Source organism: Sporosarcina sp. NPDC096371 (assembly GCF_044762865.1).
In the GTDB taxonomy this organism is placed as follows: Bacteria; Bacillota; Bacilli; order Bacillales_A; family Planococcaceae; genus Sporosarcina.
Genome location: NZ_JBIWFE010000001.1, coordinates 811,224 through 829,449, shown reverse-complemented (window position 1 = coordinate 829,449; position 18,226 = coordinate 811,224). Strand labels below are relative to the sequence as shown.

Genomic DNA, 18,226 nt, shown 5'->3' with positions numbered 1-18,226 from the left:
ATATTCATTTTCAGATAACAAAAGTACCATGAACACTTAGTTCGTGGTACTTCAATTTTATAGACTTTCTTATCGTTCAAAAAAGCTCTCCATCAAGCTAGGAGAGCTTTCTTTTCATCTTTATTAAACTGTCATTTTCATTTGAACCGGGAAAATCCCTTCGATTTCAGCCTTCATATTCTGTTCTTCACCTTCGAGTAACAGATAAACCGTACCAGAATCGGCAGATGTTCGAATAAGGCGACCTGCACCTTGGCGCAATCTGAGCAGCATGAACGGTAAGTCCACTTCACGGAATGGATCCTTGGCATGCTGACGTCTTGCATCGAAAAGCGGATCCGAAGGCGGTAACGGCAAGTCATAAATAATGACACGCGTCAATGCATCTTGCGGAATATCTAAACCTTCCCACAAATGGTAGGAGCATAGAACAGATACTTGCTTCTGCTGGAACTCACGAACGATCGAAGATAATTCACGTTCCCCTTCGAAAGCAATACGACCTTGCCATTCGGCAGGTACTTGCTCTTTAAATTGATCCATCGCTCGTTCTGACTTGAACAGAATCAACGTTTGCTCTCCATCCTCTAATAGTTCAAGGGCTTGTTTTGCTTTCCCACCCACTTCAACATCGGTCGCAAACACTTCCATCACTTCATCATAATCGAAGGGTGAGTCCACTGAAAATGACAGGTAATCTTGAATACCCAGACCGTCTGCCAAATAAGTAAACTGTTCTCCAACCGATAATGTTGCAGAAGAAAAGACAATCGGTGTTTTGGAAGAAAAGAGTTTTTCCCGTAAAATATCCGTAACAAGGCGTGGCATAATGACAAGTGTCGATTCACCCTCACGCTCTTCTAACCAATCAACTGCATCATTTTCGGACGTAAATAGTTCCATTGAATAGATGTATTGGTCCAAATATTCTTCAACTATTTTCAAATCGTATTCTGGGATAATGAACAATTCACCCTCGAAGACAAACTCTTCAAGAAGCGCAGTCGAAATCTGTATAGCTTCTTTACCAATGGCAAGAAGTTCAGCTGTTTTTTCAATCGCTTTCCGCTCATTATCCGTATCCTCTGCCAACTTATCAAGTAAGTTGAAAAATGCTTCATGCGTATCGATAAGACGTTCCATTAGTTGAAGCGTCTTCTCTCGGATACCATCTACCATAATTCGCTCAAGCAGATTTAGCAAAGTACTATTTTGTACTTCGTAAGTCAATGCACGTTGCGCTGAATATTCAAGTAGATGCCCTTCATCGAACACAATCATCGAAGCTTCAGGCAATAATGGTAATTGACCTTGACGTTTACGAGAGTCCTTCGTCCAAATATGCTCCATGTAGAAGTCGTGCGAACAAATAACTAATTCAACAGCTTCCCTATAATGGTTGCGATGAATCGTTTGCCCGCATCGGTTGCGGATATCACACGCAGCGCATTGTTGGATCGGATGGAAATTCACAGTTTTCCACTGTTCATCGCTTAGAGTTGGATAATCGGAACGTTCCCCGTAAGGAGCAATGGACTGCAAGGAAACATTACCATGCACAAATTCAGGAATACTATCTTCAATTATTTCAATATATTCTTCCGTGGATGTGTTACCCGTTTCCTCCAACCGTTTCAAACAAAGATATTGATCGCGAGATTTAGCAAGACGCACGTCGATATCTAACCCCAACGCTTCGCTCATTTTCTTAATATCGCCATCTTCTTTGACAAGCTGGTCAATCAGCGTTTCATCTGCACACGAAATAAGGGCTGGCTTCCCCGTATAGCGAGCGTAGGCAATCGCCGGTAGCAAGTAAGCAATCGTCTTACCCGTACCAACACCCGCTTCCGCAAACAGTACTTTCTTTTCCCTCAGTGCCTGCTCAATCTGAAAAGCCATGTAAATCTGTTCATCCCGGCAGTCAAACCCTTTTTCGGTTAAATCATCATACAATGTATCCCCTATCCAATCATTCAGCGACTCATAGAATGATTTTTCTTTGGATAAAGGGAATGGCATCTTACTTTTCATATGAAACCCCTTCCGATTTACATGCAAAAGGAAGAGGAGTTCTCCTCTTCCGCATATCCTAATCTATTGACGTTTTCCCCAGTACTGATACAAATCGGTACGGATAAAGCCATTAAATAGCTTTCTCTTTTTCGTCGTTTTTTTACCATACATCGTTTCAAAGTTTTCCAATGAAGACAGCATGTACACTGACCATGACGGATAGTCTTTCATGATTCGACCAAGTTCACGTGTAATTTCTTCCGCTTCTTCTATCTCACCAAGACGTTCACCATATGGAGGATTGCCAACCATTACACCATTCAAACCATCGACAGTCAAATCCCTTACATCACACTGCCTAAAATTGATTAAATCCATGAAACCGGCTTCTGCCGCGTTTTCCTGCGCTATTTTGACCATGCGTGGATCGTAGTCTGAACCTGTGATATCAATGGGTTGATCGTACTTCGCGATATCTTCCGCCTCTTCACGAACTTGATTCCAAATGCTTTTGTTGACCCATGGCCACTGTTCGGCCGAAAAGTCGCGGTTGTAGCCAGGTGCAATGTTTTGCCCAATCATGGCCGCTTCAATTGCAATTGTACCTGAACCACAAAACGGATCGACGAAAGGACGGTCTGGATTCCAACGCGTCAATTTGACGAGTGCTGCCGCCATCGTTTCTTTCAACGGCGCATCCCCTTGTCCAATTCGATAGCCGCGTTTGTGTAGCCCTGTTCCACTAGAGTCAATCGTAAGCGTCACTTTGTCTTTCAAAATCGATACTTCCAATTTAAACAATGGACCTGACTCATCCAAAAAACCGATTCGTTTATAGGCGATTTTCAGTCGTTCAACGATTGCTTTCTTAACGATTGCCTGACAATCAGGCACGCTGTATAATGTCGATTTTACTGATTTCCCTGCAACTGGAAACGCTGCATCCACCGGTAAAAAACGTTCCCATGGAATCGCTTTCGTCTGTTCAAATAAATCATCGAACGTCGTCGCGTGGAACTCACCTGCTACAATTCGAACCCGATCCGCTACACGTAGCCACATATTCGTTTTTGCAATCGCTAATGCATCACCCTGGAAAAAAATCTTACCATTTTCCGAAGTTGTCTCGAAACCAAGTGCTTTCACTTCATCAGCAACAATCGATTCTAGCCCCATTGCAGATGTAGCCACTAATTTAAATTCAGTCATGCATATCCAACTCCAATCCTATTCCATCAACCTTGTCACTCTATATCAAGTATAATTTCCAAAAAGAAAAGCTCCCCATATTATATAGGAGAGCATTCAATGTAACAATAATACCATAGGAAATTCGATAAGCCATGTTTTGTTCCCGCGTACTCAAACGGCTTGCACCTCGTACTTAGGGTGGTAATCATCTATCTACAGACTGGTGTCTGTCCCTTCGTCAGTTCATTTCCTTCAGAAGAGTGCCCCTACCATAATTTGGGTTTCTCACTCGTGGGGTTTACCGCGTTCCATCTGACCCGTTTCCGAGCCAGCTACGTCACTGTGGCACTGTTCAGGGAACCTCATCCATATCCGAAGACTTAGGACTTATTCCCGCCGTCAACACGCGATGCGTGAAGCCACGGCTTATTTTTTAGCCGAGCACGAACACTACGGTCATCTCAGAACCGTGTGAGCATGGACTTTCCTCTACAACTTAGGCGTTGCAGCGATTACCTAAATTCACACTATGATAATGTTAGTATACAGTACGTTTGTCTTATTTACAACTAGGATAGGTTTTAAAAAAGTATTCCATAAAGTCTGTCTTGTTGCATAAATCAAATCCATAAACCTTTTTGTTATTCCTGATCAAAAAGCTTACTACCGAACACATGCTTCTCCAAGTTAGAAATACGCTTTAATAGATCAAAGTTCGTTGTACCAGCACTTCCTGCCGAGGGACGTTTTTGAGCCTCCGTCAGTTCTTCTTTAATACGAGCATTTTCAGTACGCAATTCCGCAATCGTCTTTTTAAAAGCTTCATAATCTTGAATGACATCATCGAGGAATAAATCGACTTCTTCCTGCTGATAGCCGCGCAATCCCGTCTTGAATTCCTTTTCAAGAATCGTTTTTGAATCTAATTTAATATCCATGAAAAATCGCCCTTCCGTCTCTGTTTACATATCATTCAGTATACCATGATTTGTCCGTCCTTGTCTTACTTATTCTCCGAGTAGTGTCAGTAGCTGGCGTCGGGTGTCGTTTTATGCGCTTACCCGGGAAATAGCTTTGTTTTTATTCTTATTTCCCGTTTGGCAAAATCTTTTCCTACACGCACTTGGAACCGTTCAGTCAAGTCAGTGGCCACTTGTAATAACCATATTGCCTCTTGTGTAGTATCAAGTGCTTTCTTCAACTCTTTCAGCTTATGCTCATACAACTTGGCTAATTCCTCCAACGCGATAATTCGTTCACGCCCTGCAAGACCTGTCGCCGCTATCGTGAATGAAGAAACTGCATCCTCATATTGTTGCTCCTTTTTCAAGATGAAGCCCATGTAAAAATGCGTCGCAGGATGATCGATGCCATACGTAGCAATTGCACTTTCAAAAATTTGTTTACTACGATCATGGGACTTCAAATCAGCGAACCATTTCCCAATATTCGTATACGAAATTGCCGATTCCGGTTTGTCCGTCTCCAAAAGTAAATCCGTTGACCTGATATAAAGCGCAACAAGCGATAGGATATCCCATTCATTATGGACGAGTACCTTCATCAGAAGTTCCGCGCGACCGTTTTTCACCGCATCTTGGTAAATAATTGGCGCCATATGACCTGGGATATCCCCATCGCGCATGAACCCCAGCTTCTCTTCCTCAATCGCCGGCAGTCTAAATGTCCCCATATCGTCTTTCCAAATACGTCTTGACCCGTGAAGCAAATCAATTTGGGTATGTTCAAGCAATGGAGGGATATCTTTTCGGTTCATCGTCCATCTCGTTGCCAGTTGCGGGACGTCAAAACTCTTGCCATTATACGTCACAAGTGTGGTCGATGTTTCCCAGAGTCTTGACGCGTAAAGAAATGCGGCTTCATGGTCCGGCCCTGGGAGTACATATTGCGTTAGTTTAAAAGAGGAATCCGTCTCAACAATAAACCCCATTAGAAAAATAAGTGTTCCAGCACCTTTTAGCCCAGTCGTTTCAGTATCAAAAAAGACGAGTGGCTTAGAAAAATTCGGTGACAATGGATGTACTTCACCGGATTTTTTCCACTCATCCATGGTTGACTTCAATCCAGAAAGGACGATATTTCCATGTTGATAATCCTTTGGATATTCTACAATGCGTTGATAGACGATCCCGTGTTTGTTCACTTTTTTCGTCAGCCCCGCATCAAGCCACGCTTGTTCATACGGAGGAGGTTGCGCAACCACTTTGACGGCTTCAGGAACCACTTTGTTATCGGTTTTCTTTAGCATCTTTTTCATCTGCATCAGTTTTTGTTCATAGGACATTTTGAGGCCCCCCAGCTAATTCTTGAAGTAAGGAACCGACATCATGTTTCATGCCCATCCCCGCTTCTTGCGCCCCTATACAAACTGGACAGCCCGATGCGCAGTGACAAGACGATACATGATCAGCCGCCCGGCGTAACAGTTCATCCCAACGGTCAAAGATTTTTTCACTTAAACCGATCCCGCCTGGATAACTATCGTATATGAAAATGGTTGGCTTACCAGAATGGACAGCCTTCACTTGTGGCACGACGTGAATATCCGTCTTATCACAACGGACAAAGAGTGGGATGAATGACTGAATCGCATAAGCTGCCCCTGTCATGGCATCCGTTAAACCGGCACCTGTCCAACCATTTGGTATATCAAAGCTGTACCAAGTGGAAGACGTATGTAGCTCTTCCGCTGGCAATGAGATGGGCCCAGAACCGATGTTATCGTGAGAATCGAACCGGATTTTTTTAAAAAGTGTAGGGATGGCGAGCACAGCAATATCACCGTAAGCCGCCTCGCGTTGTCCAAATGACTGCACTTGGTCTTCATTCATCACTTTTAATTCCACCGCGAGATTGGCATCCGTGAAGTAATCGACATCGACTTCAGTGACATACGCTTTCTTTTCATCCCAATCAAGGATCTCGACCTGGAATTGTGTGCCTTGATGAATATAAATCGCTTCTTCATGGAGCAGTGTCATCGCGCTAAAACGATCCATCTCCCCAATGACCCTCGTTGCTTTCGGATGTGTTTTATCGATAATCACGACATTTTCCTGGGAGGCGGAACGCAGACTTACTTCACTCGCTGGGAAGGTCTCCGTCATCCAATGCCATTTATCGGTCGTCTTGACGAGGACACCTTCACTTTCAAGAAAAGCGAGCAGTTCTTGCACCTCGAATTCACCGTATGTTTCTGTCGATGAAAAAGGCAATTCAAACGAGGCGCATTTAAGATGATCCATTAAGATAAACATATTGTCTGGATGAATGCGCGCTTCTTCGGGCGATTGGCCCAACAAATAATCAGGATGCTCGATAATGTATTGGTCGAGCGCAACCGACTGTGCAACGTAAATAATCAATGCCTCTTCCTGTCGCCTGCCCGCTCGTCCTGCCTGTTGAAAAGCACTCGCAATATTTCCCGGGTAACCCGTCATAATACAAGCCTGCAGTTGCCCGATGTCAATGCCAAGTTCAAGTGCATTCGTACTAACAACTGTACGGATATCGCCTTCACGCAATCCCTTTTCAATTTTCCGTCGTTCGGAAGGTAAATAGCCTCCCCTGTACCCCATAACCGTTTCATCGAATAATTTTTTCTTCGTTAGTTCCTTCATATAAGTGACGAGCATCTCCACACGCACTCGGCTCTTTGCGAAAATGATTGTCTGAATTCCTTCGCGATATAACAAAGCTGCAACATCGCGCACTTCAAGCACCGCACTTCTACGAATTCCAAATGTTGGATGTATGACAGGTGGATTGTAGAATATAAAATGCTTTTTCCCCGCAGGCGCCCCATTGTTAGCAATCAGCTGCATATCCGTATTGGTTAACGACTCCGATAGCTCTCGGGGATTGGCGATTGTAGCTGATGTGCAGATGAACACCGGATCACTACCATAATAATGGCAAATCCGTTTCAGGCGTCTTAGCACATGTGCCACATGACTGCCGAAAACGCCTTTATAGGTATGAAGTTCATCGATGATGATATATTTCAGATTCTCAAATAGCGACACCCATTTCGTATGATGCGGCAGTATGCCTGAATGCAACATATCCGGATTCGTCAATACAATATGACCAGACTTTCTGACCTTCGCGCGTAATCCAGGCGCGGTATCACCATCATAGGTATAACTTAGAATCGTTTCCTCACTCGCTTCGATTAATTCATGAAGATCCGCCAGTTGGTCTTGCGCTAACGCTTTTGTCGGGAACAAATAAATCGCCCGCGATGATGAGTCTTCCAAAATACTTTGCATAACCGGTAGATGATAGCAAAGCGATTTTCCCGATGCTGTTGGTGTAACGGCAGTGAATGACTCTCCTTCCGAGGCTAATTCAAATGCTTCCCTTTGATGACTATATAATTGGTGAATCCCTTTGGACGCCAGTGCTTTAATAATCGAAGGATGGAGCATGTCCGGAAAATCCGCGTAGACGGCATCTTTTCCTTCAATCGTTTTGTAATGGGCGACGTTAGCGGCAAAAACCGAATCCGTGCGCAATTTTTCAAGCACTTCTTGAATTGCGGGCTTTATCGTCATGTTACTTCCTCACTGTTAGCGACTTTGATTGCATCCAAAATCGTCTTAAGGGTATATTCCGCAGAATTTATGGACAAGACGAAACGTTTTTTTCCAGTCTTCTGATAAAATGATTGCACAATAAATTGCTTCATTGAATCATTTAACGATTCAATTTGAATAGGATGGACATATTTTGGCTTGGCCGTCTTGATGAATTCAGATACTTCCTCTGTCCACTCATCCAGCAATGTATGATATTGATCGGCATATGGTTTTACTTCTATGAAAAAATCAGGTTCCCGTTTGAGTTCCCTCATTTGTGCGTGTCTTTTGAAACATTCTCCGCAAACAGCAAGCAATCTTTCAGTCTTTTGTTGTAAATTCAACATATTGCCCCCTTCCGGACGTTTCTTCTATTTTAGCAGAAATGATTGTGATGTACCATTATAGCAAGAACGTATATTCTTCACCTTCTTTCGCAAGCTCAAGTTATGTTCAAATTATGTCAAGGATATCGAAATTTCGACTTAATATGACAACTAACACTAGTGCTCTTTTCATCTGTAGTGTACATTAGCGATAATCGTTCGCTTGCTTCAACGTTAAAATAAGCATCTTAGAGGGAGTCGTATTTATCATGACGAAGAAAATTGCTTGGATTACAGATACTGCTGCACAGTTAGACGAGTCTTTTATCAAAAAATATAACGTACATATCTTACCGCTAAGTGTCGTATTTGCAGATGGTGTTTTTAGAGAAACAATCGATTTGACGCAAGATGAATTTTATGACAAATTACTGGTGGCAAAAACGCCCCCTAAAACCTCCCAACCCGCTATCGGTGAGATGGTTGCCCTATATGAAAAACTACAGGAGCAAGGCTATGATTGCGCCATTTCCTTGCATGTTTCTAGTGGCCTATCAGGCACGTTCGACAGCTGCCAATCAGCAGCAAAAATGGTCGACTTCAAGGTCTACCCCATCGATTCGAAAATCGGTTCCTTCCCGATGATCAAAATGATTGAAATCGGTAATAAATTGGTTGAAGACGGGCATGACATAGAAGAAGTGGTTACAGCCATCAAGAAGGTAACAGAAAACGCCAAGCTTGCTTTCATACCTGCTAATCTAAATCAACTACATAAAAGTGGTCGCGTCTCTGGAACACAAGCGTTTTTAAGTAATTTACTAAACATCAAACTCATCATCTCATTCGAAGACGGAAAGCCTGTGATGAAAGATAAAGTACGTGCAAATAAACGGGCTAAAATAAATGTGACGGATTTACTGCGAAGTGACATGAAAAAAGGCGCGGTTCCAGAAGTCGCAGTAATCCACTGCAATAACGTAAAAGATGCTAGCACCTGGAAAGATGAGCTGTTGCAGGAATTCCCAAAGTTAAACGTCCACGTTCTTCCCCTTAGCGTCTGCGTTGGTGTACATGCAGGTGAAGGCACTGCCGGTTTGAGCTGGGTAAGATACTGACGATCTATTTTTGCTAGATAAATTGATAAAAAGAAGTCCTTGTATTTTGCATAGGCGCAAGAGATGGAGTAAACTAACTTCTTCCCTTGCGCCTACGCTCAGTTTATACACTAATACGTATCTACCTTAGGAATAAGTTTTAAGTGCCCGATTGGGATTGCCAGAATAACATATGCATCATATGTGTTGCTCTTTATCCTTCTGCAACGATCACCTTAAATTCTCTATATAAATCTGTTGAACTTATAGATTCCTAAATAAACTGAGCGTACGCGCCTTACTTGACAGCTGGAGTGCGAAAGCGAATTGACCAGGATTTTAAACCCTTTGTCCCCTTGAACAGTGTTTAGTGTGAGGTTTATTTATCGGTGTATGGTGTCAGCTTGTTCATCAACTTGCAACTTTCCCATTGCATATCCGTCTAATTGATATGGTATGATAGTGAGATGCGAGGTGTTATCTATGACAATACGCTATCCGAACGGTAAGAAATATGTACCCGTTCAGAAGGCTGGCTTGCCAAAAAAAGTCGATCTGTCATTCAGTAATCGCGGGAAGTCGTTGGAAGATGAATTGAATGAAACGAATGAGTTCTATTTAAGTCGCGGCATCGCTGTCATCCATAAGAAACCCGTCCCGATCCAAATTGTCAATGTCAATTATCCTGCTAGAAGTGCAGCCGTCATTACTGAGGCTTATTTCCGAACTCCATCTACAACAGACTTCAATGGGGTATGGCAAGGGAAGTATATTGATTTCGAAGCGAAAGAAACCAAAAGCGCAACATCTTTCCCGCTACAAAATATTCATGAGCATCAAGTGGATCATATGAAAAGTGTGTCAAAGCAAGCTGGGATTGTCTTTTTCATCATCAAATTCACTGCACTTGATCGCTATTTTATCATTACTTATAATAGTTTTGAGAAATATTGGGAAAGAATGAAGGCAGGCGGAAGAAAATCGATGACACTGGCAGAGTTTGAAGATGTAGCAGTAGAAGTTGTACCGAGTTACAATCCGAGGCTCGATTATTTACAAGCCGTGTCTACCATTTTAGCAACATCGCGTAAAGCGAATGAAAGGTAGGATGCAATATGAGTGATAATATAAATTCAAGAACAGGACGACGTGAAAAAATCAAAGCTGAACGTTCGAAAAAGAAAGGCAATAAACCAAAGGGTGCAATGAATATCATTAAAAAGGTATTTCTTGTACTTGTACTCATAGGATTAGCTGGACTAATTGGGGGTGCAGGACTATTCGCATTTTATGCCAGTTCCGCTCCCAAACTCGATGAAAGTCTATTAAAAGACCCTCTTTCATCTGAGTTGCTTGATATTCATGGTAATGTATTCATGAAATCCGGTGCCGAAAAACGGGAATTCGTCCCTTACGCCGAAATTCCACAATCCGTAAAAGATGCTATTTTAGCAACAGAAGACGTACGCTTCTATTCTCACCACGGAATGGACTTTTGGCGACTTGGCGGTGCCGTCATAGCCAACTTCACAAACGGCTTTGGTTCGCAAGGTGCCAGTACACTAACCCAGCAAGTGATTAAAAACTCTTTCTTAAAAGATGAGAAAACATTAAAAAGAAAAGCACAAGAGGCTTGGCTCTCCTTCCAACTTGAACGAAAGTATGAAAAAGAAGAAATCTTTGAAATGTATTTCAATAAAATTCTAATGTCCGGTAATATTTACGGTATTGGAACGGCTTCTAAGGAGTTTTACGGTAAAAGTTTGAATGAACTTGAATTACATGAGGCAGCCATGTTAGCCGGAATGCCACAGAGTCCAAATGGTTACAACCCATTTAAAAATCCAGAACGGGCGGAAAAACGCCGCAACATCGTTCTCGGATTGATGTATCAACATAAAAAAATTACAAAAGAAGAAATGGAAACGGCTAAGCTAATCCCCGTTACATCGACACTTCTTCCTGAAGATAAAAGACAGGTTTACAAAACAAAATACCCTGCCTATGTCGATCTTGTATTAGCTGAATTAGAAGAAGCCGGATTGTCACACTTGCTTTCTGAAGGTGTAAAAATACAAACGGCATTAGATCCAGCAGCCCAAGAATCTGTTGAAGGTGCGTTGAACACATCTGATTTATTCGAATCAGACGATATGCAAGCTGCGATGACAGTCGTCGATACAAAAACGGGTGCAATCGTTGCCATAGGCGGCGGACGTAACTACTCAGGACTGGATTGGAACTTCGCTTCCGACCAAAAACGCCAACCGGGTTCCGTTATCAAACCAATTCTCTCTTACGGACCCGCGATAGAAAACTTTAGTTGGTCAACTGGACAGACGACGAAGGATGAACCATATAAGTATAAAGGAACTAACCAAACTATTCGTAACGTTGATGGAAAATATCTGGGATCTATGACCATTCGTGAAGCATTGTATAATTCAAGGAATGTCCCTGCTATTAAGATATTTGAAGAAGTAGGTCCTCAAAAAGCAGGTGCTTTCGCAAATGACCTAGGACTTCCATACGAAAAATTAAACTCTTCCAACGCAATCGGTGGCGGTGAATATGATTTCTCTACTGTCCAAATGGCCGGAGCCTACTCTGCGTTCGGCAATGGCGGTATTTATACGAAACCGTATGCTATTCAAAAAATTGTTTTTAGAGATGGAAAAACTGAACGTAAAATGGCACCTGATTCTGCGATGGTGATGAAAGACTCAACCGCTTATATGGTAACGGATATGTTACGTGATGTCTTGGACTATGGATCAGGAAAAAGAGCCAATATTTCCGGTCTAGACATCGCTGGAAAAACAGGTACAACCAATTATCCATCCGAAATTATTAAGAAAAACGGTATGAAAAGCTCATATGTACCCGATGTCTGGTTTGCAGGGTATACGACAGACTACACCATCGCTGTATGGGGTGGTTACGAAAAATATACAACACCGATTACAACATTCGATAAAGGCAGATATGTTCCTCAAAATCTTTTCAAAATGGTAATGAGTGATCTTGCTGCTGGGAAAGATACAGCCCGATTCAAAAAACCAAAATCTGTCGAAGAAGCTACGATCGAATACGGTTCGAATCCACTTGTCCTAGCTAGCAATTCAACACCTAATAATTTGAAACGAACAGAGTTATTCGTGAAAGGAACTGCTCCTGTCAAAAAAGCTGAAGAAAAAATCATTGAACTCGAAGCGCCGACTGGTTTAACAACGCAATATGATATCAATACCAACTCCATTCAGTTGAGTTGGAGTCATAATGCCCCAGATACGGACACAATGGAAGGCGATGTCACGTTCACGGTCTTTGCCGGCGTAGATGGCGAAGAGATGAAAGAAATGACGACGACCAAAGATATGTCCCTTACATTCCCTGGTGCTGAACCTGGTAGAACCTATGCGTTCACCGTTGTTGCTAAACTTGGCAACTTAGAAAGCCGGTCGGCAACTACGACTATACAAATTGAACCAGTAATTGATGAAGTTCCGGATGACAGTGAATCGGAAAATCCCGATGAAGGAAATAACGGGAACAACGGTAATGTTGACGGAAATGGAAATGGAAACAGCAATGGCAATGGCAACGGCAATGGCAATGGCAATGGCAATGGCAATGGCAACGGCAATGGCAATGGCAATGGCAATGGCAATGGCAATGGCAGTGGCAATGGCAACGGCAGTGGCAGTGATGGAGATCCAAACAGTGGTGGTAATCCTAGCGATGGCTTACCAGGTGATGAAGGAACAGACCCTGGTACTGATCCCGGCACTAATCCCGGTGCCGATACCGGAGGAAATGAACCTCCTGGTGATGGCACCCCATAATAAAAGCAGAACCCCAGATACCAAACGGTATCTGGGGTTCTGCTTTTATTTACTTTCGTATTGCAAGTCTCGCTACTTTCTTTTTCGTTTCTGTAAAAAGTGCATCCAGCTGTACATATGCATAATGGCTGGCAATCTTGTCTTTAACAAATTCGAAACGTTCCTCGCCGTTTAATGGCAAGAGTAGATATTCTAACTTGCCTTTTCGGTCATCGAACTCTTTGCCACCGCACTCAAGTAGTTCATGATAGTTTGTAATCGCTTCTCGCATCCACTCGACAGCATGATGATCTTTCTGTTGATAAAAACCTTCAATACTCCCACGCATTGATTCCCATTTTTCAAAATAGGGCATAAGCTGCTCCTTATTGATACGATTTGTTTCACTTGGCATCTGCTTTCATCCTTTTCTTCCCTTCCCTGCACAATGGCAGGAGGGGGCAGATCGTACATCCAGGGTTTTGTGCCTTACAATGATATCTTCCGAAAAAAATGATCTGGTGATGCGTGTCCGTCCATTTTTCCATTGGTGTCCAGCGCATGATCTTTTCCTCTACTGCCAGCACGGAGTCTTTCCATGCATTCATACCTAATCGCTTCGCCACACGTTCCAGATGTGTATCAATTGCAATGGCTGGTATACCGAAAGCATTCGATACAACAACATTTGCCGTTTTCCGACCTACCCCTGGCAATGTCATCATAACGTCCCGATTAGCAGGTACTTCCCCACCAAAATCATCAATAAGCATTTGACTTAGCGCTTGAATATTTTTAGCCTTGTTACGGAATAATCCAATCGATCTAATATCGGTTTGTAATTCTTCGATATCAACTGCAAGGTAATCCTCTGGTGTTTTATACTTTTTGAATAGTTCCGCTGTCACCCGATTGACGAGGACATCCGTACACTGAGCAGAAAGTAGTGTAGCTATTGTCAATTCAAAAGGATTATCATGGACAAGTTCACAATGTGCATCTGGGAACATTTCGCCAAATTGCTCAAGACAAACTTGCCATTGTTTTTTTGTTAACATGTGCTCTCCCCTAATCTCGTTCTTCTAACCAATTATAGAAAGGGACACGTTTGACTGAAACGGTCTTTTGTTGTTGTTGCTGTGTGGGACGAACGCCAACAGTCCTAAATGACTTTGTTTGACGTTCGACATCAGACATGGTTCTTACATTTTTCTTTTTCCACTCAAAAAGAATTCGATCGATATAGCGAAGGCTTATTTTTTGTGCAAGGACTGCTTCTTTCAATGCCGCACGGATAATTTCGACACTATGTCCATCCTCATCCAACCACATCGTAATCGATTCACACTCCATCGGAGATAAGAAACGTCCAAACTCCTGTTCAAACAACGAAAAAATTTCTCCTTCCGCATTCTGTTGACTTTCCTCTTCAACCTTGTTTGCCTCAATCGCAATTTGATCTATCAAACGGTCCCATAAAGGTTGCAAGGAGAACGTCTCATGCAATACCCCATTTTGATCTTCGTTTTGACTGATTTTTAGAAAACCGTGTTGCATCAATCGTTGTAAAACCATGGATACTTCATTTTCGTTCAAATGCATACGGCTAGCCAAATCCATCGGTGTCGGAAATTGGTTCCCTGCGGATGTATAGGCCGTCATATGCATGATTAGCATTGCATCTAAATCTTGTATGCCTAAGCTTTTATAGTGCTGAAAAAAAAGCTGGGAAATGGAAACATTTCCCCGCTCAATCCAAATTCGGAGCCGTTCTTCGTGTTGCATGTCCGAACTCCTCTCTATTAATCAATTACGCCTCGGCGTAATTGCGTCCAAATTTTGAATTGCGCTAGCGCAATTCAAAATTTGTGACATCCGCCGGAGGCTTAACTTGATTCAGCAGGGATTTAATCCCCCACTGTATTGAAATGCTATTTTACATTCATCCTGTCATTTTTAAAAGTGGAGGACTTTTGCTGAAGCAAGTTAAATTAAGGGTATAATCTGTTCAATAAACGTGGGAACGGAATCGATTCACGTACGTGTTCTGCACCAGAAATCCACGCAACTGTGCGCTCAAGTCCTAGACCAAATCCAGAATGTGGAACAGCTCCATATTTACATAGATCCAAGTACCAAGCGTAAGCAGATTCATCAAGATTATGTTCTTTAATGCGTTGTTTCATCAACTCATAGTCATAAACACGTTCTGAACCACCAATAATTTCGCCATAGCCTTCCGGCGCAATCATGTCTGCGCAAAGCACAACGTCATCGCGTTCTGGATGCGGCTGCATATAGAACGGTTTAATACCGATTGGGTAATGCGTGATGAATACCGGCATATCGTAACTTTCAGCAATCGCTGTTTCATGTGGCGCTCCGAAATCTTCTCCCCATGTAATGTCATTGAAACCATTATCATTAAGGAATTTGATAGCATCATCATACGAAATACGTGGGAATGGCGCTTGGATTTTTTCAAGCTTGGACAAGTCACGTCCCAATCTTTCCAATTCAATTGGACAGTTTTGAAGCACTGACTGAACGACATGTGTTACATATTGCTCCTGTACTTCCAAACTTTCCTCAAATTCAACGAAAGCCATTTCCGGCTCTATCATCCAAAACTCAATTAAGTGGCGACGCGTTTTCGATTTTTCCGCACGGAATGTCGGACCGAATGAAAACACTTTACCAAGTGCCATTGCCGCTGCCTCCATATAAAGCTGACCCGACTGTGAAAGATAGGCGTCTTCATCAAAATATTTCGTATGGAACAATTCAGATGTTCCTTCCGGCGAAGAACCTGTCAAAATAGGTGGATCGACTTTAACAAAGCCATTCACATGGAAAAATTCATACGTTGCACGAATAACTTCGTCACGAATTTTCATAATCGCATGCTGCTTACGTGAACGGAGCCATAAATGACGGTGGTCCATTAAAAATTCCGTTCCGTGTTCTTTCGGTGTGATTGGGTAATCGACAGCTTCATTAATGACTTCAATGTCTTTTACTTGTAGCTCAAAGCCAAATGTTGAGCGTTCGTCAACTGTTACTTCAGCTGTTATATAAAGTGAGGTTTCTTGCGTGATCGATTTTGCTTTTGCAAAGATCTCTTCACCAACTACTTCTTTTACAACAACGCCTTGGACAAATCCAGAACCATCACGCAATTGTAGGAATGCAATTTTTCCGCTAGAACGTTTATTGGCAAGCCATCCACCGATACGAACTGTTTCACCCGCATGGTCTGGCATTTCATGTATCATGATTGTTTTCATAGTAACCTCCGAAAGTTTTAATTCTATATTTTTTCACCAGATAAGAAGGTAGACGTTATTTCAACTTAGCTCAGTGTATAAACTCTGGGCGCCAGTAGCTATAGTCGCTTCTATGCGGGCGCCCTGCGCTTGTCATTATTCTTTCCAGTTTGCTTCTACAAATACACGAATACGACGAATAGCCTCTTCGAGTAAGTCTATAGATGTCGCATAGGATAACCGAACCGTATCTGGGGACCCGAAACCAGACCCAGGGATTACTGCAACATTTGCTTGAGTTAATAGCGCTGCGGCAAAATCGTCCACATTGGCAAACCCTGTTTTCACAGCCGCTTCCGAAACATCTGGAAGTAAATAGAATGCTCCCTGCGGCTTAATGACATTAAAGCCAGGAATGGCAACCAGTTGCGGATAAACCCGCTCCAACCGTGATTCGAAATCTTTACGCATTGTCTCAACTGTATCTTGCGGTCCGTTATAAGCTTCGATTGCCGCATGTTGTGATGGTGTCGTCGGATTAGATGTTGAATGACTCGCAAGATCCGTCATAGCTTTAACCATTTCCGCATCCCCAGCAACATAGCCAATGCGCCAACCTGTCATCGAATGTGATTTCGACACACCATTGATGATTAGTGTCCGTTGTTTAGCATCGTCTGACAGTTGAGCGATGGAATGATGCTTTTCTTCACCATATATGAGTTTCTCATAAATTTCATCCGATACGATCCAAATATCTTTCTCTTGACATACCTCAGCAATTTGCTGCAATTCCTCTTTCGAATAAATCATCCCCGTAGGATTCCCTGGAGAGTTGATGATAATCGCTTTTGTTTTACTTGTGATTGCATGACGAATCTGGTCCGCAGTCACTTTAAATTGTGCTGCCGCGGTCCCTTCGATATGTACAGGTACCCCGCCCGCTAACTTGACCTGTTCAGGATAGCTCACCCAATACGGTGTCGGGATAATTACTTCATCGCCCGGATCAAGCATGACCTGGAACATCGTGTACAAAACGTGTTTTGCACCAATCCCAACCATAATTTCATTTCTAGAATAACTCAAGCCTTGGTCTTTCAACAGTTTGTCAATGATGGCATCTTTAAGTAAAGGTAATCCACCAGCTGGGGTATACTTCGTTTTTCCTTCTTTCAAGGACCTATAAGCCGCTTCAATGATATTCTCGGGTGTATTGTAATCAGGTTCACCCGCACCGAGACCGATCACGTCGATACCCGATTCTTTCATTTCTTTTGCTTTCGCCGTAATGGCAAGCGTTGTAGATGGTGAAAGTGTATTCACCCTAGATGCTAAACGTTTCGTCAACTGTATCGCTCCCTTATAGGTTCAAAATTCGTTTCCACCATTGCCCGTTGTTGAAAAACACATAGACATAATTCAGTTTGCCGTTGTCGCTTGTAAATGCAACCTCCCACACTGGACCTTCCACTTCTAGTCCTAGCGTGACATGCAGAACTTTTTTTACATTCAGTTCCTGTTTAACATTTGCAATCGCTTTTTCCGCCGATATTCCATCTGCCAACTTTACTTCCTCGAAGTTCTTTTCTGATCTTCCATCGACAAATACAGCTTTTTTCTCTCCCTCTTTATCCACACCGATTACCGTGACCATCGGAACTGCACCATTAAAAGGTTCTGCCGAACTCACAGATACAAGTTGCCCCGAGTCTAATGCAGATTCGACAGCTGCCTTATTTGCTGATGAAATCGGCTTACCTGCATTGTATAAAACGGTAACGGTAATGAATGAAGTTAATACAAGAAGGAAGACGACAATGAATTTAATCCAATTTACCATACTGCTCCACGTCCTGTACGTCGTAAAGACGTTTTTTTCCTTATCAAGTACTCTCTTGTTAC

The 18,226-nt window shown here is 42.6% G+C and carries 15 protein-coding genes and 1 other RNA gene; 3 read left to right on the top strand and 13 right to left on the bottom strand.

Going from position 1 to position 18,226, the window contains the following annotated elements; all coding sequences use genetic code 11:
• Positions 1–123: 123 nt before the first annotated feature.
• The 7 genes from ACIQ0H_RS03840 to ACIQ0H_RS03810 form a co-directional block, all read right to left on the bottom strand.
• Positions 124–2,034 carry an ATP-dependent DNA helicase gene (locus ACIQ0H_RS03840; RefSeq protein WP_403411158.1) on the bottom strand — a complete coding sequence of 637 codons (1,911 nt, stop codon included), beginning with the start codon at positions 2,032–2,034 and terminating at the stop codon, positions 124–126.
• A gap of 63 nt (positions 2,035–2,097) precedes the next feature.
• Positions 2,098–3,225 (bottom strand): THUMP domain-containing class I SAM-dependent RNA methyltransferase, encoded by a 1,128-nt coding sequence (locus tag ACIQ0H_RS03835; protein ID WP_403411155.1) that lies wholly within the window; start codon positions 3,223–3,225, stop codon positions 2,098–2,100.
• Positions 3,226–3,348: 123 nt separating this feature from the next.
• Positions 3,349–3,731, bottom strand: an RNA gene (rnpB, locus tag ACIQ0H_RS03830) — RNase P RNA component class B.
• A 117-nt stretch (positions 3,732–3,848) separates the two neighbouring features.
• On the bottom strand, positions 3,849–4,145 hold the full coding sequence (gene gpsB, locus ACIQ0H_RS03825; protein WP_403411152.1) for a cell division regulator GpsB: 297 nt from the start codon (positions 4,143–4,145) through the stop codon (positions 3,849–3,851).
• 119 nt (positions 4,146–4,264) lie between these two features.
• A complete protein-coding gene (locus ACIQ0H_RS03820; RefSeq protein WP_403411149.1) occupies positions 4,265–5,512 on the bottom strand; it encodes a ribonuclease H-like domain-containing protein in 1,248 nt (415 codons plus the stop codon).
• Complete coding sequence (locus ACIQ0H_RS03815) at positions 5,502–7,784, bottom strand: DEAD/DEAH box helicase (RefSeq protein WP_403411146.1); 2,283 nt, start codon at positions 7,782–7,784, stop codon at positions 5,502–5,504. The genes ACIQ0H_RS03820 and ACIQ0H_RS03815 overlap by 11 nt, the downstream gene beginning before the upstream one ends.
• Entirely contained in the window at positions 7,781–8,152 is a 372-nt protein-coding gene (locus tag ACIQ0H_RS03810) for a YppE family protein (protein ID WP_403411143.1), read from the bottom strand. The genes ACIQ0H_RS03815 and ACIQ0H_RS03810 overlap by 4 nt, the downstream gene beginning before the upstream one ends.
• A gap of 251 nt (positions 8,153–8,403) precedes the next feature.
• Here ACIQ0H_RS03810 and ACIQ0H_RS03805 point away from each other — a divergent pair, with 251 nt between their 5' ends.
• The 3 genes from ACIQ0H_RS03805 to ACIQ0H_RS03795 all read left to right on the top strand — a co-directional run bounded on the left by ACIQ0H_RS03805 (position 8,404) and on the right by ACIQ0H_RS03795 (position 13,076).
• Entirely contained in the window at positions 8,404–9,252 is an 849-nt protein-coding gene (locus ACIQ0H_RS03805) for a DegV family protein (RefSeq protein ID WP_403411140.1), read from the top strand.
• A gap of 462 nt (positions 9,253–9,714) precedes the next feature.
• On the top strand, positions 9,715–10,338 hold the full coding sequence (gene recU / locus ACIQ0H_RS03800) for a Holliday junction resolvase RecU (protein ID WP_403411137.1): 624 nt from the start codon (positions 9,715–9,717) through the stop codon (positions 10,336–10,338).
• An 8-nt stretch (positions 10,339–10,346) separates the two neighbouring features.
• The gene (locus tag ACIQ0H_RS03795) at positions 10,347–13,076 is read left to right on the top strand and encodes a PBP1A family penicillin-binding protein (RefSeq protein ID WP_403411134.1); all 2,730 of its coding nucleotides are present in this window, start codon (positions 10,347–10,349) and stop codon (positions 13,074–13,076) included.
• 49 nt (positions 13,077–13,125) lie between these two features.
• Here the strand turns inward: ACIQ0H_RS03795 and ACIQ0H_RS03790 are convergent, their stop codons facing one another.
• The 6 genes from ACIQ0H_RS03790 to ACIQ0H_RS03765 form a co-directional block, all read right to left on the bottom strand.
• Positions 13,126–13,470: a YpoC family protein gene (locus ACIQ0H_RS03790; protein WP_403411131.1), complete on the bottom strand. Its 345-nt coding sequence runs from the start codon at positions 13,468–13,470 to the stop codon at positions 13,126–13,128.
• The gene (gene nth / locus ACIQ0H_RS03785; RefSeq protein ID WP_403411129.1) at positions 13,460–14,113 is read right to left on the bottom strand and encodes an endonuclease III; all 654 of its coding nucleotides are present in this window, start codon (positions 14,111–14,113) and stop codon (positions 13,460–13,462) included. The genes ACIQ0H_RS03790 and nth overlap by 11 nt, the downstream gene beginning before the upstream one ends.
• A gap of 10 nt (positions 14,114–14,123) precedes the next feature.
• Positions 14,124–14,840, bottom strand: coding sequence for a DnaD domain-containing protein (locus ACIQ0H_RS03780; RefSeq protein WP_403411126.1), 717 nt, complete (start codon positions 14,838–14,840; stop codon positions 14,124–14,126).
• 206 nt (positions 14,841–15,046) lie between these two features.
• A complete protein-coding gene (gene asnS / locus ACIQ0H_RS03775; protein WP_403411124.1) occupies positions 15,047–16,342 on the bottom strand; it encodes an asparagine--tRNA ligase in 1,296 nt (431 codons plus the stop codon).
• A 135-nt stretch (positions 16,343–16,477) separates the two neighbouring features.
• Positions 16,478–17,671: a pyridoxal phosphate-dependent aminotransferase gene (locus ACIQ0H_RS03770; protein ID WP_403411121.1), complete on the bottom strand. Its 1,194-nt coding sequence runs from the start codon at positions 17,669–17,671 to the stop codon at positions 16,478–16,480.
• Positions 17,672–17,684: 13 nt separating this feature from the next.
• Complete coding sequence (locus ACIQ0H_RS03765) at positions 17,685–18,164, bottom strand: cell wall elongation regulator TseB-like domain-containing protein (protein ID WP_403411118.1); 480 nt, start codon at positions 18,162–18,164, stop codon at positions 17,685–17,687.
• Positions 18,165–18,226 lie beyond the last annotated feature (62 nt).